Annotated in this window: 24 protein-coding genes and 1 pseudogene; 12 read left to right on the forward strand and 13 right to left on the reverse strand. The window is 70.6% G+C overall.

The window, feature by feature from the left end:
* Positions 1 to 191, forward strand: a pseudogene (locus ABT114_RS36535) (hypothetical protein); the annotation flags it as partial.
* 697 nt (positions 192 to 888) lie between these two features.
* On the forward strand, positions 889 to 3,435 hold the full coding sequence (locus tag ABT114_RS36540; protein ID WP_351147474.1) for an amino acid permease: 2,547 nt from the start codon (positions 889 to 891) through the stop codon (positions 3,433 to 3,435).
* 225 nt (positions 3,436 to 3,660) lie between these two features.
* On the opposite strand, the gene ABT114_RS36545 is transcribed toward ABT114_RS36540, so the two are convergent.
* On the reverse strand, positions 3,661 to 4,830 hold the full coding sequence (locus ABT114_RS36545; protein WP_351147800.1) for an anhydro-N-acetylmuramic acid kinase: 1,170 nt from the start codon (positions 4,828 to 4,830) through the stop codon (positions 3,661 to 3,663).
* A gap of 355 nt (positions 4,831 to 5,185) precedes the next feature.
* On the opposite strand from ABT114_RS36545, the gene ABT114_RS36550 reads away from it, so the two are divergent.
* Together ABT114_RS36550 and ABT114_RS36555 are read left to right on the forward strand one after the other, a co-directional pair.
* Positions 5,186 to 5,419 (forward strand): hypothetical protein, encoded by a 234-nt coding sequence (locus ABT114_RS36550; RefSeq protein WP_351147834.1) that lies wholly within the window; start codon positions 5,186 to 5,188, stop codon positions 5,417 to 5,419.
* 101 nt (positions 5,420 to 5,520) lie between these two features.
* Positions 5,521 to 6,258 carry an SDR family NAD(P)-dependent oxidoreductase gene (locus ABT114_RS36555; RefSeq protein ID WP_351147475.1) on the forward strand — a complete coding sequence of 246 codons (738 nt, stop codon included), beginning with the start codon at positions 5,521 to 5,523 and terminating at the stop codon, positions 6,256 to 6,258.
* A gap of 320 nt (positions 6,259 to 6,578) precedes the next feature.
* On the opposite strand, the gene ABT114_RS36560 is transcribed toward ABT114_RS36555, so the two are convergent.
* Together ABT114_RS36560 and ABT114_RS36565 are read right to left on the reverse strand one after the other, a co-directional pair.
* Positions 6,579 to 7,757 (reverse strand): GDSL-type esterase/lipase family protein, encoded by a 1,179-nt coding sequence (locus ABT114_RS36560; RefSeq protein ID WP_351147476.1) that lies wholly within the window; start codon positions 7,755 to 7,757, stop codon positions 6,579 to 6,581.
* 92 nt (positions 7,758 to 7,849) lie between these two features.
* Positions 7,850 to 8,419 carry a TetR/AcrR family transcriptional regulator gene (locus ABT114_RS36565; RefSeq protein ID WP_351147478.1) on the reverse strand — a complete coding sequence of 190 codons (570 nt, stop codon included), beginning with the start codon at positions 8,417 to 8,419 and terminating at the stop codon, positions 7,850 to 7,852.
* Positions 8,420 to 8,490: 71 nt separating this feature from the next.
* Between ABT114_RS36565 and ABT114_RS36570 the strand changes: the two genes are divergently transcribed.
* The 5 genes from ABT114_RS36570 (at position 8,491) to ABT114_RS36590 (ending at position 14,387) form a co-directional block, all read left to right on the forward strand.
* A complete protein-coding gene (locus tag ABT114_RS36570) occupies positions 8,491 to 8,982 on the forward strand; it encodes an FBP domain-containing protein (protein ID WP_351147480.1) in 492 nt (163 codons plus the stop codon).
* 433 nt (positions 8,983 to 9,415) lie between these two features.
* Positions 9,416 to 10,315: an acyl-CoA thioester hydrolase/BAAT C-terminal domain-containing protein gene (locus ABT114_RS36575; RefSeq protein ID WP_351147481.1), complete on the forward strand. Its 900-nt coding sequence runs from the start codon at positions 9,416 to 9,418 to the stop codon at positions 10,313 to 10,315.
* 832 nt (positions 10,316 to 11,147) lie between these two features.
* Positions 11,148 to 11,657, forward strand: a complete 510-nt coding sequence (locus ABT114_RS36580; RefSeq protein WP_351147802.1) for a polysaccharide deacetylase family protein — start codon at positions 11,148 to 11,150, stop codon at positions 11,655 to 11,657.
* Between the two features lie 694 nt (positions 11,658 to 12,351).
* Complete coding sequence (locus ABT114_RS36585) at positions 12,352 to 13,014, forward strand: response regulator transcription factor (protein WP_351147804.1); 663 nt, start codon at positions 12,352 to 12,354, stop codon at positions 13,012 to 13,014.
* On the forward strand, positions 13,011 to 14,387 hold the full coding sequence (locus tag ABT114_RS36590; RefSeq protein WP_351147483.1) for a sensor histidine kinase: 1,377 nt from the start codon (positions 13,011 to 13,013) through the stop codon (positions 14,385 to 14,387). Before ABT114_RS36585 ends, ABT114_RS36590 begins: the two co-directional genes overlap by 4 nt.
* Positions 14,388 to 14,427: 40 nt before the next feature.
* Here ABT114_RS36590 and ABT114_RS36595 read toward each other — a convergent pair whose 3' ends face one another.
* From ABT114_RS36595 to ABT114_RS36605, 3 genes are all read right to left on the reverse strand, one after another.
* Complete coding sequence (locus ABT114_RS36595) at positions 14,428 to 14,658, reverse strand: hypothetical protein (RefSeq protein ID WP_351147485.1); 231 nt, start codon at positions 14,656 to 14,658, stop codon at positions 14,428 to 14,430.
* Between the two features lie 21 nt (positions 14,659 to 14,679).
* On the reverse strand, positions 14,680 to 14,883 hold the full coding sequence (locus tag ABT114_RS36600) for a hypothetical protein (RefSeq protein ID WP_351147486.1): 204 nt from the start codon (positions 14,881 to 14,883) through the stop codon (positions 14,680 to 14,682).
* Positions 14,884 to 14,959: 76 nt separating this feature from the next.
* On the reverse strand, positions 14,960 to 15,799 hold the full coding sequence (locus ABT114_RS36605; RefSeq protein ID WP_351147487.1) for a COG4705 family protein: 840 nt from the start codon (positions 15,797 to 15,799) through the stop codon (positions 14,960 to 14,962).
* A gap of 169 nt (positions 15,800 to 15,968) precedes the next feature.
* Between ABT114_RS36605 and ABT114_RS36610 the strand changes: the two genes are divergently transcribed.
* The gene (locus tag ABT114_RS36610; protein ID WP_351147489.1) at positions 15,969 to 17,021 is read left to right on the forward strand and encodes a bile acid:sodium symporter family protein; all 1,053 of its coding nucleotides are present in this window, start codon (positions 15,969 to 15,971) and stop codon (positions 17,019 to 17,021) included.
* A gap of 233 nt (positions 17,022 to 17,254) precedes the next feature.
* Here ABT114_RS36610 and ABT114_RS36615 read toward each other — a convergent pair whose 3' ends face one another.
* Positions 17,255 to 17,425 carry a hypothetical protein gene (locus ABT114_RS36615; protein ID WP_351147491.1) on the reverse strand — a complete coding sequence of 57 codons (171 nt, stop codon included), beginning with the start codon at positions 17,423 to 17,425 and terminating at the stop codon, positions 17,255 to 17,257.
* 73 nt (positions 17,426 to 17,498) lie between these two features.
* Positions 17,499 to 18,986: a hypothetical protein gene (locus ABT114_RS36620; protein ID WP_502988455.1), complete on the reverse strand. Its 1,488-nt coding sequence runs from the start codon at positions 18,984 to 18,986 to the stop codon at positions 17,499 to 17,501.
* 122 nt (positions 18,987 to 19,108) lie between these two features.
* Between ABT114_RS36620 and ABT114_RS36625 the strand changes: the two genes are divergently transcribed.
* The gene (locus ABT114_RS36625) at positions 19,109 to 19,492 is read left to right on the forward strand and encodes a BlaI/MecI/CopY family transcriptional regulator (RefSeq protein WP_351147494.1); all 384 of its coding nucleotides are present in this window, start codon (positions 19,109 to 19,111) and stop codon (positions 19,490 to 19,492) included.
* Positions 19,493 to 19,550: 58 nt separating this feature from the next.
* Here the strand turns inward: ABT114_RS36625 and ABT114_RS36630 are convergent, their stop codons facing one another.
* The 4 genes from ABT114_RS36630 to ABT114_RS36645 form a co-directional block, all read right to left on the reverse strand.
* Positions 19,551 to 20,219 (reverse strand): response regulator, encoded by a 669-nt coding sequence (locus ABT114_RS36630; protein ID WP_351147496.1) that lies wholly within the window; start codon positions 20,217 to 20,219, stop codon positions 19,551 to 19,553.
* Positions 20,216 to 21,472 carry a DUF7134 domain-containing protein gene (locus ABT114_RS36635; protein ID WP_351147807.1) on the reverse strand — a complete coding sequence of 419 codons (1,257 nt, stop codon included), beginning with the start codon at positions 21,470 to 21,472 and terminating at the stop codon, positions 20,216 to 20,218. Before ABT114_RS36635 ends, ABT114_RS36630 begins: the two co-directional genes overlap by 4 nt.
* 64 nt (positions 21,473 to 21,536) lie before the next feature.
* The gene (locus tag ABT114_RS36640) at positions 21,537 to 22,376 is read right to left on the reverse strand and encodes an ABC transporter permease (protein ID WP_351147498.1); all 840 of its coding nucleotides are present in this window, start codon (positions 22,374 to 22,376) and stop codon (positions 21,537 to 21,539) included.
* A complete protein-coding gene (locus tag ABT114_RS36645; protein ID WP_351147500.1) occupies positions 22,373 to 23,320 on the reverse strand; it encodes an ABC transporter ATP-binding protein in 948 nt (315 codons plus the stop codon). The genes ABT114_RS36640 and ABT114_RS36645 overlap by 4 nt, the downstream gene beginning before the upstream one ends.
* 190 nt (positions 23,321 to 23,510) lie before the next feature.
* Here ABT114_RS36645 and ABT114_RS36650 point away from each other — a divergent pair, with 190 nt between their 5' ends.
* On the forward strand, positions 23,511 to 24,302 hold the full coding sequence (locus ABT114_RS36650) for a COG4705 family protein (protein WP_351147502.1): 792 nt from the start codon (positions 23,511 to 23,513) through the stop codon (positions 24,300 to 24,302).
* Between the two features lie 518 nt (positions 24,303 to 24,820).
* Here ABT114_RS36650 and ABT114_RS36655 read toward each other — a convergent pair.
* Positions 24,821 to 26,005: an NAD(P)-binding domain-containing protein gene (locus ABT114_RS36655; protein ID WP_351147504.1), complete on the reverse strand. Its 1,185-nt coding sequence runs from the start codon at positions 26,003 to 26,005 to the stop codon at positions 24,821 to 24,823.
* Between the last annotated feature and the right edge of the window lie 19 nt (positions 26,006 to 26,024).

The raw sequence follows: 26,024 nt of genomic DNA on the forward strand, positions 1-26,024 counted from the left end.
ACCGCTGCATCGCCGTCCCACTGGCCATGGCAGAACTGGAAGTAGCCATCAGACAGCTACTGGACCGCTTCCCACGACTGCAGCTGGCAGTACCACCACAGGAAGTGCACTGGGACACAAAAACCATCCGCCGCTTCCCGACCGAACTACCCGTCACCTGGCACCAGCCGCCCGCAAACCAGCCTCACTGAACACCCCCCGCCGACACGCGGTCTTCGCTGAACAGCTGCCGGCGGCACGCAGCGTAGCGACGCGGACACCCCTGCCGCACACCCGCCCGCACCCCTGGACCCGCCCCGCCCCCAGACCCGTGCACGCACGGCGCACGGCAGCCGACACCACACCGCTGGCCCACCGCCCCGGAAAGCCCAGGCCCGCCACACCCCGCAAACCGGCACCACCGCGCCCGCCCTACAAACCGATAGCTCCGCCTCGCCCGCCCCCTCGCCGAGGACCTCCGCCGCCTCTGGGAACGGCCCGCAGAACCTACGTCGGCTCAGCCGGGCCCGGGGCCGCCGAGGGTTCCGCCACCTCCGCGCGAAGACGTTCCGCGAAGCGCATCATCTCGTCAGCCCCAGCCGCTCCGGCCGGCACCGCCCGCCGCTCCTCACCACCCGCCGTCAAGGCGGCGCGCGCCGTGAGCGGCAGAGAATGGCCGGATCGCCCTTTGTGCACCGTGGCGGCCACAGGGTGCGGCGGCGCGCGGGCGGCGCGCGGGCTGCCCGGTTGTGGGACCTGCGGCTTTCCTGCTGTCCCCTGCGCTGTTGCGGAGGCAGTGGCCCAGCGTTGGAATCAAGTGTGAGGCACTTTGGAGGCGGCGGGTCCGCCGGCCGCCCCGCTCCCGGGACGGGGGCCGGCCGGAAAGGGCTCAAGAACGATGCCCTGGGCATGTTCTCCTCGGTCGTCATGGGCCTGGCCTCCACCGGCCCGGCGTACAGCCTCGCCGCCGCGCTGGGCATCATCGTGGCGGGGGTCGGGCTGCAGGCCCCGATCGTCACCATGCTGGCCTTCATCCCGATGCTGCTGGTCGCGTACGCCTTCCGGGAGCTCAACGCGAGCAACGCCGACTGCGGGACCACCTTCACCTGGGCCACCCGCACCTTCGGACCGCGCACCGGCTGGATGGGCGGCTGGGGCCTCATCGTCGCCAACGTCCTCGTCATGGCGAACCTGGCCGAGATCGCCGCTTCCTACGGCTTCCGGTTGGTGGGCCTGAACGAACTGGGGGAGAACCGGCTGTGGACCACCGCAGCGGGCATCGTCTGGATCGCCGTGATGACCGCGATCTGCTACGTCGGCATCGGGGTCTCGGCCGCTGTCCAGCGCTGGCTGCTGTGCCTGGAAGTGGTGATGCTGATCCTGTTCGCCGTCGCCGCGCTGGTCAGGGTCTACACCAGTCCTCCCGCGACGGCGATCCACGTTTCCGCCTCCTGGTTCAACCCCTTCGAGGTGCCCTCGGTAAAGGCCCTGACCTCGGGCATCCTCGCGGGGGTCTTCATCTACTGGGGCTGGGACACCGCGTTCTCGGTCAACGAGGAAACCATCGACGGCACGCGCATCCCGGGGCGCGCCGCGGTCGTGTCCATCGTGCTGCTCCTGATCATGTACGGGCTGGTGTCCACTTCGGCGCAGGCGTTCGCGGGAGTCGGCACCTCGGGCATCGGGCTCGGCAACGCGCAAAACTCGGACGATGTGTTCTCCGGACTGGGCGAGGCCGTGTTCGGGAGCCAGGACACGGGGCTGCTCCTGTCGAGACTGCTGATCCTGATGGTGCTGACCTCCGCGCTGGCCTCCGCCCAGACCACCATCCTGCCCCTGGCCAGGACCGTCTTCTCCATGGCGGTCCACAAGGCCGTCCCGCCTCGGTTCGCCCGGGTCCACCGCAGGTTTCTCACCCCGACCTGGGGAACCGTCGGCATGGGAGCGGCCTCGATCGCCGTGCTGGTCCTGCTGGCGTCGTTCAGCCGGAATGTCCTGGCCGACTCGATCGACTCGATCGGGCTGGCGATCGCATTCCAGTACGGGCTGACCGGCTTCGCCTGCCTCTGGTACCACCGCAAGGTCCTCACCCGCAGCGCCAAAGATCTGATCTTCAAGGGAGTGCTGCCGGGGCTCGGCGGGCTGATCATGCTCTTGCTCTTCCTCTACGCCGCCTTCGTCGTCTACGCGAACCCCGGGTACGGCGCGACCACCGTCGACGTGCCGCTGATCGGAAGGACGGGCGGGGTCACCGTCCTGGGCCTGGGCGCCCTGCTGATCGGTTTCCTGCTGATGCCTGTGGTCACCCGTGGCCACACCGTGGCCCTCAAACTCCAGCGGAGCCTCCTTCCGCGCCGCCTGCCGCCGCACGCGGCCGTTGACTCGGCGAGCCGCTACCTGCCTGCCGACAGCGGGTCCGGGGTGGGCGGCGACTGGTACGACGTCATCCCCCTGTCGGGCACCCGGGTCGGCCTGGTCGTCGGGGATGTGCTCGGTCACGGCCTGCGCGCCGCGGCCACCATGGGACGCCTGCGTACGGGTGTGCGCGTCCTGGCCCGGCTGGACCTGAGCCCGGACGAGCTCCTGTCCCGCCTGGACGACCTGGTCGAGCAGACCGCGCACGAGCGCGGGGTCGGCCGCGGCCCGGGCCACCTGAGGCCGCATGCCGACGAGGCCCTGGGCGTGTCCTGCCTGTACGCGGTGTACGACCCCGTCTCGGGGAAGTGCAGCCTGGCGCGGGCCGGGGAGTCGGTGCTGGCGGTCGTCGAACCGCACACGGGCGTCGTCGCCCATCCGGAGCTGCCCCCCGGACCGCCGCTGGGAATCGGTGGCCTGCCCTACGAGAGCACGGAACTGGAGCTTCCACCGGGCAGTCTCGTCGCCCTCTTCACCGGCGGCCTCCTCCAGGCGGCCGACGGCCGTGACGCCGGGCTCGCGCAGCTGTCCCACGTCCTCGCCGACGAGCGAGCGTCCCTGAAGGAGCTGTGCGACCGAGCGGTGACCACCCTGCTGCCCGGGCCGGTGGACGAGGATGCGACGCTGCTCCTGACCCGCACACGCCTGCTCGACCGGAACCAGTTCACCCAGTGGGAGCTGCCCCCGGACCCTGCGGCGGTGGCCACCATCCGCACCGCCGTCAGCAAGCAGCTCCGCGACTGGGGGCTGGACGACCTGTCGTTCACCAGCGAGCTCATCGTCAGCGAACTGGTCACCAACGTCATCCGCTACGTCGGCGGCCCGATCCAGGTACGCTTGATCCGCGACCGGACCCTGATCTGCGAAGTCTCCGACACCGGCCACACCACGCCCAATCTGCGGCACGCCGCGAGCGACGATGAGGGAGGCCGGGGCCTGTTCATCATCGCCCAGATGACCCACCACTGGGGCACGCGCTACACCTCCACCGGCAAGACACTCTGGACCGAGCAAGACCTGCCGCCGGCGGACGGCCAGTAGCACCGCCCGAGGTCCACCGACGCTGCCAGGCCGATCACTGAGGCAGAGGTACCAAGCTTCCAGCCAGGCTGATGGACTTCGACCCCAGCGTGGTCGGGGTTGCCTCGCAGCCGTTGCGGTGGACTGGCAGGACGGCGAACGGAAGCGTCGTGTCCGGGGCGCGTCCGGGGCGGGGAGGTGGCGGCAAGGCTCATGGGGTTCTCGGTGCCGTGGTCAGGGTCAGGGTCAGGGGGCGATCCGCAGCACGCGCGGCGGATGTGCGGCCGGTTCGGGCAGACGCAGCGGCGACAGGCCGGGGGTGATGCTGCCGAGCAGCGCGGCCCGGCGGGCTCCGGTGCCCGAGGGAAGGGTGCCGGGCAGGCCGTGGACCGTGAGGAAACCCAGCACGGCAAAGGCCAAGGCCTCCTTGGCGTCGGAAGGAAGGCCCAGCTCGTCGCTGGGCCGCAGCGGCACACCGGGCAGTTCCTCGGCAATCATGCCCATCAGCACGGGGTTGCGAACGCCTCCGCCGGAGACGACGAGCTGCGTGACCCCGTGGGCGCGACACGCGTCGGTGACGGTGGCCGCGGTCAGCCGGGCCAGCGTGGCCAGTACGTCCTCGGGACGGACTGCGGGCAACGTCTCGAGGGCTCGTTGCAGATAGGGCAGGTGGAAGTGCTCCTTGCCGGTGCTCTTCGGGGCAGACCTGCGGTAGTAGGGATCGTCCAGGAGGACACGGAGCAGCCCGGGGTGACTCCGCCCGGCGGCGGCCCTTTGCCCGTCCGCGTCGTAGGCGACGGCGCCGCCGGTGAAATGCCCTACGGCCGCGTCCAGCAGCGCGTTGGCGGGGCCGGTGTCGAAGGCCAGCGGGCCAGCACCGGGCACCAGGACGGTGATGTTGGCGATACCGCCCAGGTTGAGCGCGGCAGGCGTGCCCGGCAAGCCACGCAGCAGCAGGGTATCGGTCATACCGACCAGCGGAGCACCCTGCCCACCCGCCGCCACGTCCCTGCTGCGCAGGTCGGAGACGACCGGCAGGCCGGTGGCCTCGGCGATCCAGGCAGGCTGGCCGAGCTGGAGGCTGCCACGGACAACACCGTCCTCCACCCAGTGGTGCATGGTCTGGCCGTGCGAGACCACAAGATCCGCGCAGCCGTCACACAACTCACCAAGGGCACGCTCGGCCACGCCGGCGAAAGCCTGGCCAATACGGGTATCCAGCATGCACACAGCCCGGGTCGTCGTGACGGCCGGCGGCAAAGCGGCGGCAATCAGCCCCCGCACCTCATCGGGATAGGGGACGGACAGATGCCCGAGAAAGTGCAGGCGCAGGACATCGCTGTCCAGGACGAGATCCGCGGCAGCGGCCTCGATCGCATCGTAGGAAGTGCCCGACATCAGCCCGATCACACGCACAGCCCCTCCCCCGCCTCCCACCGCACAGACCGGACAGATGACGCCCACCGCAGCTGCACCAGCGGCCGCGACTGAAACGGCGGCTGCGACAGCAACCACAGCAGAAGCGGCAGTTGCGAGGGCGGCTGCGGCTGAAGCGGCGACTGCGGCATGGCTTCTCCCTAAGAGGACGTCCGGGCGGTCGGAGCAGAACTGGCACCCAGCTGCCGTGCCCACCCCGCAAGCCTGCCTCCACTCCTGACCGACACCCGCCACGACACGACCGCGATCCGCACCCGGCCCACCGCCGACCGCGACAGCCCCGGCCGATGCGCAGCCGCGGTAGAACAAGCTCATCAGACCGCCCACGACCCCAGTGCCGAAGACACCGACCGGCACAAGCCACCGGGCGGCGATCGCCGTCGGCACCGCGGCGCCGCCCACGATGACATCGACCTTCACACCGCGCACGAGGTACGTCATCACGCCGACCCTCACCAGCAAGGTGACGCTGCAGTCGATCTCAGAAGCCATCCGCATTCCGCTCGACAGGCTTGATCAGTCGAACGGGATCCTGTTCGGGCGTCCCGCGATGGCCTGGGCACAATGACAGCCTCCTCTTGGTAGCTCGGGATGCGATCCAACCGAGCGGCACCAGGAGGCTGTCGTCGCAGACTTTCGTGCTTGCGCCACCGTGGCAGGATCCGGGGCATGAGCGAACAAGCGGATCGGCCCGTCGCCCTGGTCAGCGGGTCCACGTCGGGGATCGGGGAGGCCGTCGCGCGGAGGCTGGCGGCGGACGGGATGCGGGTCGTCGTGCACTCACGGCGCAGTGCGGAGGCCGGGGAGGCACTGGCGGCGGAGCTCGGCGGAGCGTACGTGCGGGCGGACCTGGCGGTGGAGGAGGAGGCCCGGGGGCTGGTCGAGGCGGCGCTCGGCCGGTACGGGCGGCTGGACGTGCTGGTGAACAACGCGGGCATCAGCTGGCCGATCCCGCACGACGACTTGGCCGCGGCGACACCGGCGGACTGGCGGCAACTGCTGGAGGTCAATTTGATCGCTCCATGGGTGCTGTGCACGGCGGCGCTTCCGGCGCTGCGTGAATCCCCCGCGGGTGGCAGCATCGTGAACGTCACCAGCCACGCGGGGGTGCGCCCCAAGGGCTCGTCGGTGCCGTACGCGGCGAGCAAGGCCGCGCTGAATCACGTGACCCGGCTGCTCGCGGCCGCGCTCGGGCCCGAGGTGCGGGTCAACGCGGTGGCGCCGGGGCTGGTGGACACGCCGATGACGAAGGACTGGGCGCAGGCGCACGAGCTGTGGCGCGACCGTGCGCCGATGCGCCGTCCGGCCCAGCCCGCCGACGTGGCCGACCTGGTGGCGTCGGTGATCGCCAGCACCTATCTCACCGGCGAGGTGATCGTGCTGGACGGCGGGCTGAATCTGACCTGAAAAGCCATCAGCTTACCGATCAACGGGTCTGTCAGGTCGAACAGGGATCCTGATCGAGTGATCACTCGGCTTCAGCAGCTGGGCGTGCGGGCGGCTTTTCGGCCGACGGGAACGGTCTCTGTCTGCTGAGGGCCGGGCTTCCAGCCACTTTGTGATCTTTCGCCGGTTGGCATGGCGATCTGGAACACAAGCGGCTCGGCGCGTCAACAAAACGGCGTGTACGCGACGCGCGAGTCGGTGTGGGGGGCATCGCGGGCGTGAACTTCGCCAGCATCAGTACGGCCATGTAGCGATCGCGGTCTGCGTGACCGCGACTTTGGTCAGCCGGTCTTGGTGGCGAAGGGGCCGCCATCGGCGAACGCCAGCCGCGCGAAGTTCTCGCCGATGCGGCGGTGTCCTGCGGGATCAGGGTGGACCTCGTCCGGCAGCGGGAATTCGGCGTAGTCCGTCTCGCCGTACAGGTTGCGTCCGTCGAGGTAGTGCAGGTTCGGGTCGTCGGCCGCCCGCTGCTCGACGACCCGGGCGAGTTCGTGGCGGATGACGTTGAGCGTCAGGCGCCCGGCGGCGCGTTCGGCTGGATCGCCCGTGGCCTTGAACCGCAAGGTCCCGCCGTCGAAGTCTGGCGCGAGAGGGCCGGGGGTGTCCTCCTGAACCGGACACAGGATGGGGGACACGACCAGCAGTGGCGTGGTCGGATGCCCCTCGCGGATGGTGTCGAGGAAGCCGTGGACTGCGGGGGTGAAGGCGCGCAGGCGCATCACGTCGGTGTTGACGACATTGATGCCGATCTTGAGGCTGATCAGGTCCGCGGGAGTGTCCCGCATCGCGCGGGCGGTGAACGGGTCGAGCAGTGCGCTGCCGCCGAACCCCATGTTGATTAGCTCCACTCCGCCCTGGGCGGCTGCCAGGGCCGGCCAGATGGCACTCGGGTGGGCGGCGTTCGAGCCGTGGCTGATGGAACTGCCGTGGTGCAGCCACACCCTGCGTCCGTTGTCCGGCGCCGGCTCGATGGGGGCTTCGGTGCGCAGGGCGATCAGCTCGGTGATCTCCGTATGCGGAAGCCAGATCTCGACGTCCTTGTCACGCGCCGGCAGATTGGTGAACCTGGCGGTGCCGGCAGGCCCCTCCGACAGCTCGGAGGACTGGGTAACCATGTCAATGATGGTGCGGACGTTACCGTCGGCCACCGTGGCCTGGGCGGCGAGACGGCCATCGACCAGCAAGTCGTACACTCCGTCCGCCGGGGCCGGGAAGCCTCGGTAGACCCGCTTGGTAGGCAACGTGTCCAGTTCGATGGTGGTGGCCCGGGTGCGGAAGGCCAACCGCACACCGGAGGGCTGGGCCTCGGCCACGGCCAGTTGGTTGTCAGGGATCTGCCGGCGCGCCCAGGCGGGCAGCCGATGCGGCAGCAGGCCGTGCGCGGTCGGTTCCACGTCGAGGAAACCGCGCAGGATGTCCGCGGTGACAGGTGTGGTGATCCAGTCGTGCTCAGTGTTCATTGCTCCAGCCTGCTGATCAAGATTTCCGGATTATTCGGATGCGCCGGTGCGCGGCGCGGCGGACCGCCTTCGGCGGCGCGGCCCCCTGCTGGTCAGGGTGTGGTCCGGTTCCTTAGCAGAGCGTCGAGGGAATCCACGATCCAGGCCCAGGATTCCTGCGAGTCGACGGCGGTGTGACTGAAGCCTCCGGCCATCTCCAGGCTGACGTAGCCGTGGAAGACGCTGCCCAGCATCCGGACCGCGTGCGTCTGGTCCGGCTCCGTCAGGTCATAGCCGCGCAGGATCGCCCGTGTCATCTGTGCGTGCCGAACGCCGGCACTGGCGGCCGCCGTCTCGGGGTCGAGCCTGAGCCGGGCGGCGGCGTAGCGACCGGGGTGCTCCCGGGCATAGTCGCGGTAGGCATCCGCGAAGGCAGCCAGGGCGTCCTTGCCGGCACGCCCGGCCAGGGCGGCGGCGACCCGGTCGGCGAGCTCCTCCAGCGCGAACAGGGCGATCCTGGTCTTGAGTTCCTGGGAGCTCTTCAGGTGCGAGTACAGACTCGCGACCTTGACGTCGAACCGCCGGGCGAGCGCCGAGACGGTCACCTGGTCGAAGCCGACCTCGTCGGCCAGTTCCGCCCCCGCCCGGGTCAGACGCTCCGGTGTCAGCCCTACTCGAACCATAACCTTCCTCCTATCCAGCGACAACCATTATGCATTTGCCTAAAGCTTATAGGCAAATTAGCCTGCCCCTCGTGAAACCGCTGACTGAGCAAGAGATCCGTACCGCGTTCGTGAACTGCACCAAGGGCGAGGCGAAGCGCCTGTCCGTCCCCCGCGACCTGGCCGAGCGGCCCTGGGACGACCTGGACTTCCTCGGCTGGCGTGACCCCCAGGCCCCCGGCCGCGCCTACCTCGCCACCGAGCTGGACGGCCGCCCGGTGGCGCTCGCCCTGCGCTGCCCCAGTGCCACCTCCTGGCAGATGCGGCGCAGCATGTGCTCGATGTGCATGACCACCCACACCGGGGGTGTCTCGTTGATGGTCGCCGCGAAGGCGGGCAAGGCCGGGCAGCAGGGAAACTCCGTGGGCGCCTACATATGCAGCGACCTTGCCTGCCCGCTGTACGTGCGGGGCAAGAAGGATGCGGGCGTCGGCGCGCGGCTCCCCGAGTCGCTCACCTTGGAGGAGAAGATCCAGCGGACCGTCACGAACCTCGCCGTGTTCATCGCCAAGGTCACCGCATGAAGCATCCAGCCACGCACGCCACACCTGCCCGTATTGGATGTGACGCGGCATCATTCGCACTTTTCGCTTACGCGTTCACCCGTTGGACAGCCCGCCACGTGGCAGCGCTAGGCCAGAATTGTCATCCGGCGGGCGGCCACGGCGTACCGCGCGCGCGACTGGGCCGTCGACTTCTCCTGCTTCCTGATTGGCCGTCGTCCTCGGTCTGGCAGCTGCGCACTTCCTGCCTGACGAACCAGGCCTTCTGAAGGTGCTCATCGCGACGAAGCTGCCCCGGCCAGGGCAGAGCGGGATCCTGCGAAGGAGAAGCTGAAGACGCTGCCGCGGGTGGAGCTGTCCGCTGCCGCCGTGGCCGACTGACGTAGGCGTTGCCTCTCCAGGACAAGGTCCGCCGGATAGCCTCCCTTCATGATCCGAGGAGCGGGCGCTGAGCATGCGTGACCGGGAGAGCGCATCGGGGATTACCGAGCACGAGGTGACGACTCCCTGCCAAGGGGTCTTGCTGGAGCCGGCGGCAGGCAGCAGCGCCGGCGTCTTGGTCCTGGCGGGGTCGAGCGGTCGTGTGGACCGGCAGCGCGCGCGGCTTCTCGCTCAGCAGGGTCTTCTCGCCTTGGCCATACGCTGGTTCGGCGGGCTTGGTCAGCCAGCGGGGATCTGCGAGATCCCCCTGGAGACATTCGTCGCGGCGGTGGACCTGTTGCGGTCTCGTGGAGCGGAGCACGTCGGCATTCTGGGCGTGTCCAAAGGCGCTGAGGCCGCACTGCTCACGGCGGTACACGAGCCGCGTGTGAATGTCGTGGTCGCCGTGTCGCCGACCGCGCTGGTCTGGTGCAACGTCGGGCCTGGTCTTGATGGCCGTCAGCGTCCGTATCGCTCCTCCTGGACCTGGCGAGGGCGGCCGTTGCCTTTCGTGCCCATGGACGACTCCTGGCAGCCGGCGGGAAAGGCCGATGGTCCAGTGGCCATCCGCGGGTGGTACGACCTCAGCGAGCGGACCTTCGCTCAGCACCTGGATGCCGCCGCGATTCCGGTGGAGGAGGCGCGCGCTGACGTGTTGCTTGTAGCCGGGGGTGATGACGCCATGTGGCCCTCCCTGCGGTATGCCGAGCAACTGGCTGCGCGACGTCGCGCAGCCGGAGCTTCGGTCCACCTGCTCGCTCGTGACGACGCGGGGCACCGGCCACGGTTCCCCGGCGAGAGCCCCGCCGAGGCCTCGCAGACGTTTCTCTATGGGGGGACACCCCGCGCCGACGCTTTGCTCGGCAAGGTTGCCTGGGCACCCATCGTCGACGCGCTCCGTCCCGCTCAGGCCTCGGCCAGCCCCAGGCAGTAGGTGGCGACGTCGCGGTCGTGCTGTCGCTGCTGTGCGGGTTTGTGAGTGAGGCGGCGGGTCATGAGAGTGATAGCGGCCCAGTAACGGTTGAAATGCAGGCACTGATATCAGTCACGGGCAGGGGGACGACGCCTTGAGGCGGGATCCCACCCGGCGGAAAGTGCGACATCAAGACTTTCGCCAGCGAGGCCGCTGTCGACCGCACCGCGTTCTACGGCACCCGCCCCTACGCACACCGCCGCCTCGAGTCTGAACGACGCCTGCACGCCATGCACGAGGCCGACGAGATCCCCGATCCTCGCGAAGCCCAGGTCGTCCGGCGCCCGGTTCAAGGCAGAGAACACCAAGCTCCGGGAACGGCTCGCCAAGTCCGACAAGACGATCGACGAGCTCACCAACTGCCGCAGCCAGGCTCTGCCCCAGCTCGCCGCCCAGCACGAAGAGATCGTCGGGCTCCGCGAGATCGCCGCCGCGACAACCTGGGTGAGCGACCTTCCCGCACCGCGAACCACCATGATCGGAAGCTGCAGTTGATACGGGCGCAGCAGAGGGGAACTTCCACGTGGTCCCGTCAGCCGGTGCTACGGAAGACAAGCAGATAGCGCCAGAAGAGTCGCTGCCGCGATCACTATGAAAGATCACCCCGCGCACGTCTCCGCCACGAGTCGCGGCGGCCATGTGCAGGGCGGCCACGACCAGGCCGGCGTCGTGGCGGGCGCCCATCGCGTAACCGAGCAGACGGCGGGAGAACAGGTCTTCCTGCTCGGCAGCGAGGCACACCGCTCCCCCCGCCCTGGTCCGCGAGACAGCCGCAGCCGGCCACGAGATCGGCATCCACGGCTGGTTGCACCACCCCCTGCTCCTGCGCAGCCCGCGCGCCACCTACGACGACTTCGGCCGGGCCCGCGACACCGTCGCCGCCGTCACCGGGCGGCGGCCCACGCTCTTCCGACCCCCGTACGGCGTCATGTCGACCTCAGCCCACCTGGCGGCCCGCCGCCTCGACCTCACCCCGGTGCTGTGGACCTGCTGGCGAGAGGACTGGAGGGCACGCGCCACCCCGGAGTCCGTCCACCGCGCCGTCACTGCCGACCTGGACGGCGGCGGCACGATCCTGCTCCACGACTCCGACTGCACCTCCGCCCCCGGCGCCTGGCGCTCGGCGCTGGGTGCACTCCCCCGGATCCTCGACACCTGCATGGAACGGGGCTACGACGTCGGCCGGCTGCGCGACCACGGATGGCCTCAGGGAAACGCCCTCCCTGGAGGTGTCGCACACCTGGTACGGCAGGGCCTGGGCCAACGGTCCGCGCCCGAGACCCGGGCGGCAGGGTCACTCTGATCCGCGCGGACACACGTGATCACGAGGTCGCGCGATCGGCCGGGCCTTGCCTGCCCGCAGACCCTGCTCGGTGTGCGCCCGTCCGTGCGCCGGCACGGCGGACGGTTCCGGCATCTTCAGGCGCGCCGGGGCGGTGCGCCGACCGAGCTCAGGTTCCAGCCGTGGATGTCAGCCATGGCGACGGTCTCCTCTGCCTCGCCCCCGTTTCGCGGCATCCGCAACGTGTGCGGCCACTCGACGTAATCAGCTACTACGTCATGTAGAGGTCGGTTTCACGGGCGAGGTCCCACCGGAACAGAGGCCATCCACCGTCCGGCGGAAGGGACGGGAACGGATGCCCCTACTCGAGCGTCTACACTTCCAGCTACCGTCTACAAGACTGTAGTCAGTCAGCGTTTCGCGTCAAGCTGTCCGCAGGAAAGGGCTCCCGTCCATGACCGCACCGGTCCACCCTGCCTCGCGGCTGGCCGTCAACGTGCTCGGCGCCCATTCGCTGCTGGCGGCATTCGGCGCGCTGGTGCTGGTGGGCCTCTCCCGCGTCTGTCTCGGCATGCACTGGTTCACCGACGTCGTCGGTGGCTGGCTGTTCGCCGCGGGGTGGCTCGGGGTCTGTCTGTGGGCGATGGCCCGGCGGTTGCCCGCCTCGTTCGTCTCAGGCACAACCGATATACGGCCGAAGATCCGACGGAGGACCATGCACCACAAGATCCTGGTCGTCGAGGACGATCACGCCCTGCGTGACGTGCTGCGCCGCGGCCTGTCCGACGAGGACTTCGAGCCCGTGCTCGCCGCCGACGGCGCCACCGCCCTGCGGCTGGCCGCCGACAGCATCGCCGCGGTCATCCTGGACGTCGGGCTGCCCGACGCGGACGGCCGGGACGTCTGCCAGGCGATGCGCGCCAACGGGTTCGCCGCCCCGATCATCTTCCTGACGGCCCGTCATCACCTCACCGACCGGCTGTCCGGATTCTCCGCAGGGGCCGACGACTATCTGCCCAAGCCGTTCCACCTCGCCGAACTCGTCGCCCGGCTGCGGGCCGCGCTCAAACGCGCCGGACCACCGGCCGTGGCCACGGCCGGAGATCTGGTCCTGGACGCGACCCAGCACAGTGCGAGGGTCGGTGAAGTCCACGTCAGCCTGTCCCCGACGGAGTTCCGTCTCCTGGCCACGCTCGTGACCGCGGGCGGCGGCATCGTGCGCCGCCGCGACCTGGTCAGGGCCGCCTGGCCGGACGGTGCACAGGTCAGCGACAACACGTTGGACCAGTACCTGAGCCGGCTGCGCCGTAAGCTGCGCGAGGCCGGCAGCGACCTGAGCCTCACGACGGCGCGCGGGATCGGACACCGGCTGTCATGAACCGGGTCACGCAGCGCCTGTCTCCCCGCACCCTGCGCGGCCGGCTCTCCCTCGTGGCGCTGACCACCGCCGCGCTCCTGATGACCGTCCTGACCGTGGCGTTCAACACCGTGATGGACCGTCACCTGCAGCACCAGGCGGACGACGAACTGCGCAATCGTGCGGCTGCCGTCGCCATGACCATCGACACCAGCGGTCCCCGGGTGCGGGTTCTGGAGACCGTCAACGACAGCCTCCTGGACGCGAACGTGTGGATCTACGCCGGGACACGGCTGGTGGAGAAGCCGCCGTCCACCGCGCCCGACAGCAGGCTGACCCAGACCGCCGACCGGCTCGCCGTGCTGGGGACACGGGTCTGCACGACCGTCAAGGGCGGAGGCCCCCGCTTCGTCCGCCTGTGTTCCCGGCCCGTGCCCGGTCACCGCAGCACCGCCACCGTCGTCACGGCACTGGATCTCGCCCCGTACCGTAACTCGGCGGACACCCTGTTGCTGGCTTCACTGATCCTGGACGCTGTCATGCTCGCGTGCACCTACGCGCTGACGCGCCTGGCCGTCGGGCGGGCCCTGCGCCCCGTGCGGACCATGACCGACCAGGCCACCCAGTGGAGCGCCGTCGGCTCCGACGAACGCTTCGGCGCCGAGCACCATCCGGCCGAACTCACCCTCCTGGGCACCTCGTTGGACGCGCTGCTGGACCGGATCCGCACCGTGCTGCGCCACGAGCAGCAGCTGACCGGCGAGCTGTCCCACGAACTGCGCACCCCGCTCACCCGGATCATCATCGAGCTCGACTGGTGGCGGGCCCGCCCCCGCTCCGCCGCCGAAACCCGTGCCACCCACGAAGTGATCGCCGAGGCTGCCCAGTCCATGCGCACCATCTGCGACACGCTGCTGAACGATGCCCGCGAAGGCGCACAGAACGGCTCCACGGCCCCCGGCGCCACTGCCGTTGCACCCGTCCTGCACCGGCTCGTCGAGAACCTCGACTCCCGGAAGCAGGTGAAGACCGTCGTCGAGGTGACGGATCCGGAGCTGGAGGCCGGCGTCGCGCCTGCTCTCCTCGAACGCATCGTCAGCCCGCTGCTGACCAACGCGGTCCGGTACGCCCGTTCCACGGTGACCGTGTCCGCGCGGCAACTGCCCGGCGGCGTGTGTATCGATGTCACCGACGACGGCCCCGGCGTGCCGGAGGCGTTCGTCGACGACCTCTTCCAGCCCGGCCGCCGTGCCGACTCCGACGACGGGCACGACGGCGCGGGCCTCGGACTGCCGCTCGCGCGGCGCCTGGCCCGCGCCGTCGGCGGCGAGGTCTCCCACGCCCCCGGGCACACGCCCGGAGCACGCTTCCTGGTCAACCTGCCTGCCGGGTAACAGGCTGCCGACTCCATGCGGGCCGGCGCGCGATGCCGTCTCAGTCTGCCTGCCGGATGACCGGCTCCCGCCCCGTGTGCGGGGCGGTGGTCCTGGGCTCCTGGACCTGCGCGTAGGCCACCAGTCCAAGGAGGATGGCGAGCAGGACGGCCGAGGAGCCTACGGTGCCGAGGTTCAGGCCACTCTTGGTGACCGGCTTGGTCAGGAAGTCACCTGCGGTGGCACCCAGCGGGCGGGTGAGGACGAAGGCGGACATCGTGGTGCCGGCCATGCTGGTCGACAGGATCACGGTTCAGTAGAAGAACGGGCTGTAGCGGTTGGACCTGAGCTGCACGACCAGGGTCACCACGAAGATCAGGAACAGCGCGATCGCGGTGCGGAAATCGCCGAGCTTGAGGGGCTGCGCGAAGAGATCACCAGCCGTCTCGCCGCCCGGATGGGAACCCAGCAGGCGCCCGCCCCGCGACGGGGACGAGCGCCCTGTGAGAAGAGGCAACCGCGCCGCGGCGATCGCCGGAACGACCTCGGGAGCGTCAGCCGGAACGCGTCCTGAACGCCTGCCGCGTGCCCGCTCAGGCCGCGTGCCGCGCGGTGCGCTGCGGCTCCGTCACGTCCTTCCGGGTCACCGACAGGTACACGACCAGGCCGAGGATCACGGCGAGGAAGAGCGCACTGGTGATGACGGTGCCGAGGCCGACGCCGCCGTCGCCGGTCGGCTGGGAGAGGTAGTCACCGATGGACGCACCCAGCGGGCGGGTGAGAATGTAGGCGATCCAGAAGCTCCACACCGCGTCGAGGCCGAGCTTGAAGTGCGCAAGGGCGACCGCGGCGATGGCCAGGGCGAACAGGACCGCGGCGAGCCAGTAGCCGAGGTCCATGCGCTCGGAGACCAGGTCGCCCGCCGCGGTGCCGAGGGCGAAAGTGAACAGGACGGCGAGCCAGTAGAAGGACTCGCGGCTGGTGGTGTCGATGCTGTGGATGGACAGTGTCCGCTCGCGCCGGTACCAGACCACGAAGACGACCGCGAGGACGATCGCGAAGACGGTGGTGCTCGTCGCCAGCGGTACACCCATGTTGTCGGTGAGGTTGTCGCTGATCAGCGTGCCGACGACGCTGATCAGGGCGACGGCGAGCCAGTACACGCCCGCGCGGTAGGCGCCGGTGCGGAACTGCACGACCAGGACGACCGCCAGCAGGGCGCTCATCAGCAACGACACACCGGTCAGGCCGAGGCCGGCCTTCTCGTTGAGCAGGTCGGCGGCGGTCTCGCCGACCGTCGTACACAGCACCTTGATGATCCAGAAGTAAACGGTGACTTCGGGCACCTTGTTCCAGCGCAGCCCCCGGCCGGCGGACACCGCCCGGGTGCCGGCCGCCGAGGGCGCGGAGGCCTCTGACGTCTCGTATGTCATGAGGCCCGACCGTGCCACGGGATACCTGAACGCATCCTGACTGCCGTGTGGCATCGGCTGCCCCGTCCACCCGGCCCGAGCACCATGAGTGCCATGACCCGTCATGACCTCCGCCTTTGCATAGCGGCGCTTCGCCCCTTCCCGTCCGCCGCCATGGAAGAAGGCCGCCTTGAACCATCCGACTGTCTCCCACCCGCCCACTGACCGGGTGACGGTCCGGCTGCGCCGCCGGCTCGGCCGGGCCGTCGTGCTGTCCTATGTCGCCGCCCTCCTTCTGCCCGGTCCCGGCCTGTGGCTGCGCCGGGTCCACACCGTGCCGCTCGGCACCGTGACCGGCCTCCCGTTGAGCACCGCCCCACTGCTGCTGTCCCTGGTGCTCTTCTCTGCCGGGCTCCAGGTACCCGTCCGTGAGCTGGGCCGTCTGCTGCGCAGCCCCACCGCCCTGCTCGCCGGGCTGGTCCTGCATCTGGTGATCCCGCTGCTGGTCATCCCCGTCGTCGCGTTCCTGCTGCGCCGAACTCCCGATACGGACGGCGGCAGCGGCCTGGTCACCGCGATGATCCTGATCGTGGCGATGCCCGTCGCCGCCGGAGCCACCGTGTGGACCGGCAAGGGCGACGGCGACCAGCCCACCATGGTGGGACTCGTCCTCGCCTCCACGCTGCTCAGCCCACTCACCATTCCGCTGGTCATCAGCACCCTGCTGCCGCTCCTCAGCGACAGCTACGCGGACACACTCGCCACGACCGGGCACACAGCCCACGACGGCTTCGCCCTCGTCAGCGTGGTCCTGCCCTGCGCGGCCGGAATCCTGTGCCGGCTCACGCTGCCCACGGCGTGGCGAGACCGCGTCCTGAACGTGGTCGTGCTCGTGGCCCTGGTCGGATCGCTCCTTCTGACGTACGTGAACGCCAGTGGCGCCCTGGGTTCCTTCCTCGCGCGCCCGCGACCGCTGCTGCTCGGCGCGGCACTGGTCGTGGCAGCGCTCGTCTGTCTGCTCTCCTTCATGCTCGGCAGAGCCGGCGCGCGCCTGCTGCGCCTGGACGCCCCCGCCGCCTCGTCGCTGACGCTCGCCTGCGGCATGAACAACAGCAGCGCCGGCGCGGTCCTGATCACCACCACGCTGCCCGACAAGCCGCACCTGCTCCTGCCCGTGCTCGCCTACGGTCTGCTGCAGAAGACAGCCGCGAGCCGGGTCGTCGCCGCGGCCTCACGTCCGTGAGCGGTCAGACTCCATGCGGGCGCAGCCGGTGTTCGTAGGCGAAGATCACCACCTGGACCCCGGTCCCGGAGCTGCGGCTTGGGCGGGAGACCGGATGATGTGCGTCTTGACGGTGGCCTCGGTGAGGAGGAATCCGCAGGCTCCCGCCCCAGCCTTCGAAGGCGTACTCGTCGAGCCGGTGTGTCCGCGCTCGAACAGTCGGGCCGGCTCGTCCTCCACAGCGCCCTCGTCGCTCACGTCGACGGCGAGGGCGTCGTCCAGGTCCCGTACCGCCCACGTGGCCACGGCGGCGCGAGGCAGGCGAGCAGCAGCCACTCCCCGTCGGTGGCCGCCAGCCGGTCGGCCCCGCTGTCCAGCGTGGCCCGGTGCGCGGCGAGAATCCCGCAGGCGGCGACAAGCACCACCAGCGTGACCCCAGCCGGCCGTACAGGCGCCTGCCCCCGGTCACCGGCGGGCCCTCCGTCACGGTCACGACGGTCACCGCCCCCACCGCACGAAGGGAGCCACGTACGCCTGGAGAACACCGACCCGCTCCACGGGCCAGGTGCGCGCGTCGCCGGGCGGACGGCCGCCCGGCGGGGAGAGAACAGCGACGGGCGTCCGGTGGGCGGCTCGGGTCAGTTCGGCGGCCGTGGTGCTGGTGTCGTGGCCTGCGGTCTGGGCGGAGCCGCAGCCGGTGTAGAAGGCGATCGGGACGGCCTCGTAGCCGCTGAGCAGGCACGGAGACCGTACCCCGAGGGAGTGGAGGGCGGCAGCGGTGCGGGACCAGTCGGTGCGGTCGGCAGCGGAGCGGTGCACGGTGCGCTCCAGGACGACGTACTGCACTGCCAGGTGGCCCGCCAGGCCGGCCGCCACCAGGCTCACGGCGAGGGTGCGCGCGATCCCGCGGGCCGGGGCGGTGACCATGTACACAAGCCCGTGGGCGACGGGAAGGGCGAGCAGGGCGTAGGCGGGCAGCAGGAAGCGGGGGGCCGCATAGCCGATGAAGAACAGGTAGGGAACGGCGGCCGTGACGGCGCAGGCCAGCGGGAGCAGGAGGGGCAGCGCGCGCCGGGCGCGGACCGCCGCCACCGTGCCGAGGACGGCGAGGAGCGGCAGCGCGAACCACCACAGGGTCACCAGAGGGCTGGGGACCGATCCGGCGCAGGGCCGGCACAGCGTGCGCCCGCCGAGACTGCGCAGCTGGTCGACGACGGCAAGGTGCCGGCCGAGGCCGCCCTGGATCCGGGCGGCGTCGGAGAGGCGTTGCGCGAGGCCGCCATAGCCGACGTACGCCTCGATCACCCACTCGCCGGCGCCCGCCAGCAGTCCAGCGACCAGCGCGGCGAGCAGACGCGGGCGGCGCAGGGAAAGGGCGAGCAGGGGCAGCACGACGTAGACCGCGTCCATCGGACGCATCCACGCCATCAGCGCCGCCCCCGCGAACACGCCCCACCAGGCCGCCCGGTCCCGTGTGGACGCACGGGCGCGCAGGAAGCAGCCGACGCAGGCCAGCGCGCCCACGGCAACCCAGTAGTTGGGCATGGCCTGCGGACCGTAGAACAGCGTCACCCACAGGGAGGCGAACAGGACGCCCGCCAGCGGCAGGACGCGCGGCATGACGTGCGCGCGCCAGACACGCAGGGCGAAGTAGAGAGCCAAACCCGAAAGGACGGCCAGGTAGACCCGAAGGAGGGCGGTGGAGTCGGACCACGACGCGATCGGGGCGACAAGGAGCGGGACGCCCCGGGCTCGGGGCGCGCTGAAGAAGGCGGCGGGAGCGTGGCCGCTGACCTGGCTGACGTAGACCGTCTCGTCCCAGCCGAGACCGAGACCAGGCCGGACGAGGATGAGTTGGGCGAGCGTGAAGGCTGCCGCGACCCCCGCGAGCCAGGGGTCGCCCAGGGGGCGCCGAGGCCGGGCGGCCTGCGGTGGGAGGCCGATGCGACGGGCACCGGTCGTCGTGGCGTTCAAGCCGTCGGCCATCATGCACCTCTCGTCGTCGCACGCCACGAGATCGGCTCCCCTACAGCCGTAGGGTCGCATCCGACCCTACGGCTTGTAGGGTTACGGGCGAGTGAGGAAATGTCCTCTGCAGGGTGAGGGACATGGCTGACAGCGGCCCACACGAGAGGCCCGAACGGCGTAGTGCGGGCGAGCTGGAGGGTGCGGTCCTGGCCGCCCTCTGGGCGGCGGAGCGGCCACGAACCCCGGCCGAGATCCAGGCGGAGCTGGGCGGCGGTCTTGCCTACAACACGGTGCACACCATCCTCAGGCGGCTGTACGACAAGGGGCTGGTGCTGCGGGATGCCGACGGGAAGCGCGGCGCCTACCGGCCGGCTCGGGACGCGGCCGAGCTGACCGCCGAGGCCATGCACGACGCCCTGGACCGGGGACCGGACCCGATCGCCGCCCTCCAGCACTTCGTGACCGGGCTGAGCGCGGAGGAGGCGCGGGCGCTGCGGGAACTGCTCGGGGAGAGCCCGCCATGACGGCAGTCGTGCCGCTCAGTGATGCCTCGGAGCCGGCGGGCTGACCTGCGCTGCCCGCTCATCCGGCACCGGGGCGGGCGAGTCCGAGGTCATAGGCGAAGATCACAGCCTGGATGCGGTCACGGGCGCCGATCTTGGCCAGGACACGGCCGACGTGCGTCTTGACGGTGGACTCGGACAGGACGAAGCGGGCGGCGATCTCGCCATTGGTCCAGCCCTTGCCAATGGCGACGAGGATCTCGCGTTCACGGTCGGTGAGGGCACCCAGCCTCGGGTCTTCGTCGGAGTCGCTCCGGCGAGCGGGCACGTGCTGGGCGTACTCGTCCAGGAGGCGGCGGGTGAGGGCTGGTGCGATGACGGCGTCGCCGCCGGCGACGGCGCGGATGCCGGCGAGGAGTTCCTCGGGGCGTGCGTCCTTGAGGAGGAAGCCGCTGGCTCCGGCCCGGAGGGCGGCGTGGACGTATTCGTCGAGGTCGAAGGTGGTCAGCACCAGGACGCGGGAGCGGCCGCCTGCGGCGGTGATACGGCGGGTGGCCTCGATGCCGTCCATACCGGGCATCCGTACGTCCATCAGGACGACGTCGGGGCGCAGTTCGGCGGTCTTGCGGACGGCCTCGGCGCCGTGCGCGGCCTCGCCGACCACTTCCGTCTCGGGGATGGAGTCGAGCAGCACCCGGAAGCCGTAGCGCTGGAGCGGCTGGTCGTCCACGACGAGTACCGTGGTCACCGGCCACCTGCCTGGGGTGCCGTGTCGAGGGTGGCCTCCACCGTCCATCCGCCGCCGGTCGCGGGTCCGGCGCTGACGTTCCCTCCGTAGAGCGCCGCTCGTTCTCGCATGCCCACCAAACCGTGTCCTTCCTCGTTCCGTGGTCGGGAGCGTCCGGCCGGCCCGTCGTCCCGGACGCGGATGACCAGCCGGGTGCCCTCCGCGATGACCGACAGTTTCACCCGCGTTCCGGCTCCGGCGTGCTTCAGGGTGTTCGTGAGGGCTTCCTGGACGATGCGGTAGACGGTCAGCTGCATCCCGCGGTCCAGGGCGTCCACCTCGCCGACGGTCCGGTAGACGACGTCCAGGCCGGCGCTGCGCACACCGTCGCACAACGCCTCAATGTCCACGAGGCCGGGCTGCGGGCTGAGTTCGGGCGCCTGGCGAGGGCCGTCCGGTGCCTCCCGCAGCACGCCGAGCACGCGCCTCAGCTCACCGAGGGCCGTCCGGCCGGTGTCGCCGATGAGCTGCAGGGCCTCCTTGCCGCGTTCGGGAGCCGTGTCCGTGGCGTACGCCCCTGCGTCGGCGAGGGTGATCATGACGGCCAGGTTGTGGCCGACGATGTCGTGCATCTCGCGGGCCACCCGGGCCCTCTCGGTCGCGGCCGCGAGTCTGCTGCGCTGGTCGCGTTCCGTCTCCAGACGCGCCGCCCGCTCCCGCAGTCCCGCGAGCTGGGCCCGGCGGGTCCTGACCATCAGGCCGAGCGCCAGGGCCGCGGTCGCCGTGCTGAGCAGGAAGAACAGCGCGTCCCAGACGGACACCGCCGACGATACGCGCACCGCGACCAGCACCATCCCCGCCGCCATGATCGCGCAGGCCCACGGCAGCTGCCGTAGCCGCCCGTGCAGGGCCAGGCTGTACAGGGCGATGAACAGGGCGACATCCGCGCGCAGCGCGGCACCCAGCGACCACTGGAGGACGAACACGGCCGCGATGGCGCCGAAGGCCGCCATGGGCCTGCGCCGCCGCCACAGCAGCGGCAGTACCAGGCCTGCCTGCACCAGCAGCACGGCCGCGGGAGGAAGCCGGGTGAACGCGAGCCGGAACCGGCGTGGACCGTCACCGTCCCCGGCACCCCCGTGCAGCAGGTCCGGCAGGCAGAACATGAGGAAGACCAGCACCACCACCGCGGTGTCCAGCACCCATGGATGGTCCCGGTCCGCCTGCCGCAGCCGCTGGCCGGCCCGGGCGAGCCGGGCGACCAGCGGTCCCATGCCTCCTATGTCGCCGGCGGACGTGGGTGTCTTCAAGGTGGTCACCTGCCCATGGTGCAGCCGGTCAGACGTCGCTGCGCACCAGCCGGTACGCCGCCCCCGCCAGCGCGAACACCGTCCAGCCGAGGAAGACCAGCAGCCCCGCGCTGGGCGACAGGGTGGTGCTGTCGTGGGTCAGCGCGAACATCGCCTCGCCCGCGTTGCTCGGCAGGTAGGGGCTGATGTCGTCCTGCCAGGAGCTGGGCAGCAGGGAGATCAGCCCCGGGATCAGCATCAGCGTGGCGACCAGCACCGAGATCCCACCGGCCACCGACCGCAGCAGCGCGCCCAGGGCGGTGCCGATCACGCCGACCAGGCCGAGGTAGAACCCTGCGCCCAGCAGGCTTCGTACGACTCCCGCGTGCGTCAGGCTCATCGCGGCGGGCGTGCCGGAGACGATTCCGCTGCCGAACCCGAAGGCGACGAACGCGCCGAGGGTGCCGACCACCAGCGCGACCAGCCCGAACACTGCCGCCTTGGACCACAGCACGGGCAGCCGGCGCGGTACGGCCGCGAGCGTCGAGCGGACCATGCCGGTGGAGTACTCCCCCGCCGTGACCAGCACGCCGAGCACGCCCAGGGCGAGCTGGGCGAAGTTGGTGCCGAAGAGGGACAGGCTCACGGCCGTCGACTTGGCGAAGTCCCGGTCCAGGTGGCCTGAGCCGATCCCGGACTTGTAGCGGCTCGAGGCGATCAGCCCGAAGGCGACGAGGAAGAGCAGGCCGAGGCCCAGGGTGATCCATGTCGAACGCAGCGACCACAGCTTGGCCCACTCCGAGGTCAGCACGCGCCGTCCGGTCACCCGGTAGGCGGGGCGGGCTGGAGCGGCCGACGGCGCCTCGACAGCAGCGGTGAGGGTGCTCATGCCGCCCTCCCGTCGGCCGCGGGGGTGTCGATGCCGGCCGTTGAGCCGTGGTACTCCACGGCATCCCTGGTCAGGTTCATGAATGCCTCCTCCAAAGACACCGTCCGCGCGGTCAGTTCGAACAGCGCGATCCCGTGCTCGGCCGCCTTCAAGCCGATCTCGCGGGCACTCAGCCCGGTCACCTGAAGCTCTTCGGAGCCGGCGCGGCCCGTGATGTCGACACCGGGACCGGCCAGTACCTCCCGCAGCCGCGCAGGGTCCTGCGTGGCCACCTTCACCGTGTCGCCGCCCGCCTCACGGACGAGGTCGCGCACGGTGGTGTCGGCCAGCAGCCGGCCGCGCCCCACGATGATGAGATGGTCCGCCACCAGGGCCATCTCGCTCATCAGGTGGGACGACACGAACACGGTCCGGCCCTCCTCGGCGAGTGCTTTCAGCAGGTTGCGGATCCAGAGCACGCCCTCCGGGTCCAGCCCGTTGACCGGCTCGTCCAGCATGACCGTCTGCGGATCGCCCAGCAGCGCCGCCGCTATGCCCAGCCGCTGGCCCATGCCGAGGGAGAAGGCGCCGGCCCGCTTCTTCGCCACACTCCCCAACCCCGCGAGGTCGATGACCTCGTCGACCCGGCGACGGGGAATCCCGTGCGTCAGCGCGAGCGCCCTCAGGTGGTTGTAGGCCGAGCGGCCCGGGTGGATCGACTTCGCCTCCAGCAGGGCGCCGACCTCCTGGAGGGGTGCCCGGTGCCGGGCGTAGTGGTGGCCGTTGACCTTCACGGACCCGCTCGTCGGGGCGTCGAGCCCGACGATCATGCGCATGGTGGTGGACTTCCCCGCGCCGTTGGGCCCCAGGAAGCCGGTCACCGAGCCCGGCTTGACGGCGAAGTCCAGCCGGTCGACGGCTGTCTTCTCGCCGTACCTCTTGGTCAGCTGCTGTGCGTCGATCATTCGCGTTTCTTCCTGTCGGACACCGGCGTCCGTCCGTGGCCCCTGACGCCTCACCGACAACGCTAGGGTCCGAAACACCCCGATTCGGTGGTACCGGGGACTGATCCGCGCCCGTCGGGTAGTACCGCGGTACTACGCGCTCGCACGCTGTTCAGGTTGCATTCAGGCTCGGGGTGTCAGGGTGCGGATCATGACCACAGAGCACGTCCTCGACGACCGCCCCCTCATCTCCGTACGCCGAATGGCGAACAAGATGCCGGAGGTGACCGTCCACTTCTGGATCACCAAGGTGCTGACCACCGGCATGGGCGAGACGGCGTCGGACCTCCTTGCCCGTGTGCTCGGCCCCATACCGGCGGTCGCGCTCGGCGGCCTCGCCCTGGGGGCCTCGCTGGCGGTGCAGTTCGCCCTCCGCCGGTACGTCGCCTGGGCCTACTGGACCGCCGTCGTCATGGTCAGCGTGTTCGGCACCATGGCGGCCGACGTCCTGCACGTCGGCCTCGGCGTGCCGTACGCCGTGTCGACTCCGGCATTCCTCGCCGTACTGGCCGCGGTCTTCGTCCTCTGGTACGTGAGTGAACGGACGCTGTCCATTCACAGCATCCGCACCCGCCGCCGCGAGGCGTTCTACTGGGCGGCCGTTCTCGCCACCTTCGCCCTCGGCACCGCCGCGGGCGACCTCACTGCCACCGTCGGCTTCGGCTACCTGGGGTCGGTCGCCCTCTTCGCGGCCGCCATATGCGTGCCCGCTCTGGCGCATCGCTTCGGTGCCCTGAACGCGGTGACCGCCTTCTGGACGGCGTACGTCATCACCCGACCCCTCGGCGCCTCCCTCGCCGACTGGATGGCGCTCGGCCACACCCGCGGCGGCCTCGGCCTGGGACTGGCGCCGGTCACCCTCGCATGGACGGTCGCGATCATCGGATTCGTCGGCTACCTCGCCGTGTCACAGCGCGACATGCGCGCCCACGCCGCCACCTGAGCGGCAGGGCGGGCTACCCGCCCGGCGGACGATGCCCGCCCCCTCCGCCTGCGGCTTCGGCCGTTCTCCACCCCCAGCTCGTCACCACCGGCCGCCGCCGTATCCTCGGCGCCTCGCAAAGCACTGGCGATGGACCGATGTGACCACCAATGCGCTGGGCAGGCTCCGCGCTCTCCCAAACCCCGGCTGACCAGCACCTTCCCATCCCTGCGAGCAGCACTACCCGCACCGTAGGCGTGGACCCGGCGCACCCGTCGCGATCTGCTCCAGGGCTCGTAGCGGGTTGCGTGAGCCGAGCCGGTCGAACACGACCGCGTCGGCGATGCCTCATGTCGGCAGCACGAGGCCATAGCCCTCGTCGCGACGCTCCGTGGGCCCCGCCCGCTCCTGCCGTCCGGACCGTGCCACCACGGCGCCTGCCGGACACTTGCGCGGCCGGCGGTACCCTGGTCTGCGAGCGCCTGTGACTGTGCCCGCAAACCAGCGCACCTTTCCCGGTGTATTCCAGTGGCCCTTCGCTACCGCGTCGCCAGGTGCCCTGCGACGGCCGCCGCGAGCCGGGGTGCGGCGAAAGCGGTCCCGCAGGTGAACCGCAGCAGTGGTCCGAAGGTCGCCGCCGCCTGAATGCCCGTGAAGTACAGGCCGGGCACGGAGGACTGGAGCCCCGCGTCGAGATGCGGGAAGCCTCCGGTGCGGGCGAGCCCGGCACGCAGTTCGGGGGCCAGGAAGTCCAGCCCGTCCAGGCGGACTTGATAGCCGGTGGCCGCCAGGACGTGCTCTGCCGCGACCGTGTGCGTACGTCCTTCGCCGTCCCTGGTGGTGAGCAGGACACCACCGTCGTGCCGCCGCGCACCCACGATGCGCTCTCCCAGCCGTACGCGAACGACCCCGTCGAGGCGAGGTTTGAGCCACCACGACCCGAACGGACCGAGCACCCGCTTGACCAGCCGCAGCCGCGTGGCCGCGGGCAGGAATCGGAAGGCGGCTGCCTGATGGACGATGCCGTACAGCCCCCAGGAACGTCCCAGCGGGGTGTCGGGCTGCCAGTGCGGCGGCGGAGTCGGTGCCGCGCCGAAGACCAACTTCTCTGCGCGCACGAGCAGTTGGACCTGCGCCCCGGCCTCGTACAGCAGGGCGGCACTCTCCTGAGCTGACTGCCCGGCGCCTACCACGACGACGTCCCGCCCGGCGAACTCCTTGAGGTCGGCGTGCTGCGAGCTGTGCGAGACGAATCCCTCGGGGACGAAATCGGCGAGCGGCTCCGGGACGTACGCGAAGCCGTCCATGCCGCTGGCCACGACGACGGCCGCCGCCCGCAGTTCCTCGCCCGACGCGAGCTTGAGACGGAACCCGTCGGACTGCCGGTCGACCCCGAGGACCCGGACCCGCTCCACCTCCGGCACCAGTTCCTCAGCAAACCAGCGCCCGTACCGCACGAACATCTCGACGGGCACCTGGTCGTGCACGGTCAGCCGGGTCTCGCCGGCCTGTCGGGCGTAGTCGTCCAGCGTGAACCCCGCACGCGGCGCCGACAGCATCGACGCGCTCGGCGGTGACTTCAGCAGCATGCCCGCGGGCATGTTCTCGGCCCAGCTCGCCATCGGCGAACCGAACACCCTGACACTCAGGCCGCGCGCCTTCAGATGCGCGGCGGTGGACAGGCCGTACGGGCCCGCCCCGATGACGACGACGTTCTCGGACATGAAGTGAATCCCCCCTGGC

The organism is Streptomyces sp. NPDC002088 (genome assembly GCF_040296605.1).
Lineage (GTDB): Bacteria > Actinomycetota > Actinomycetes > Streptomycetales > Streptomycetaceae > Streptomyces.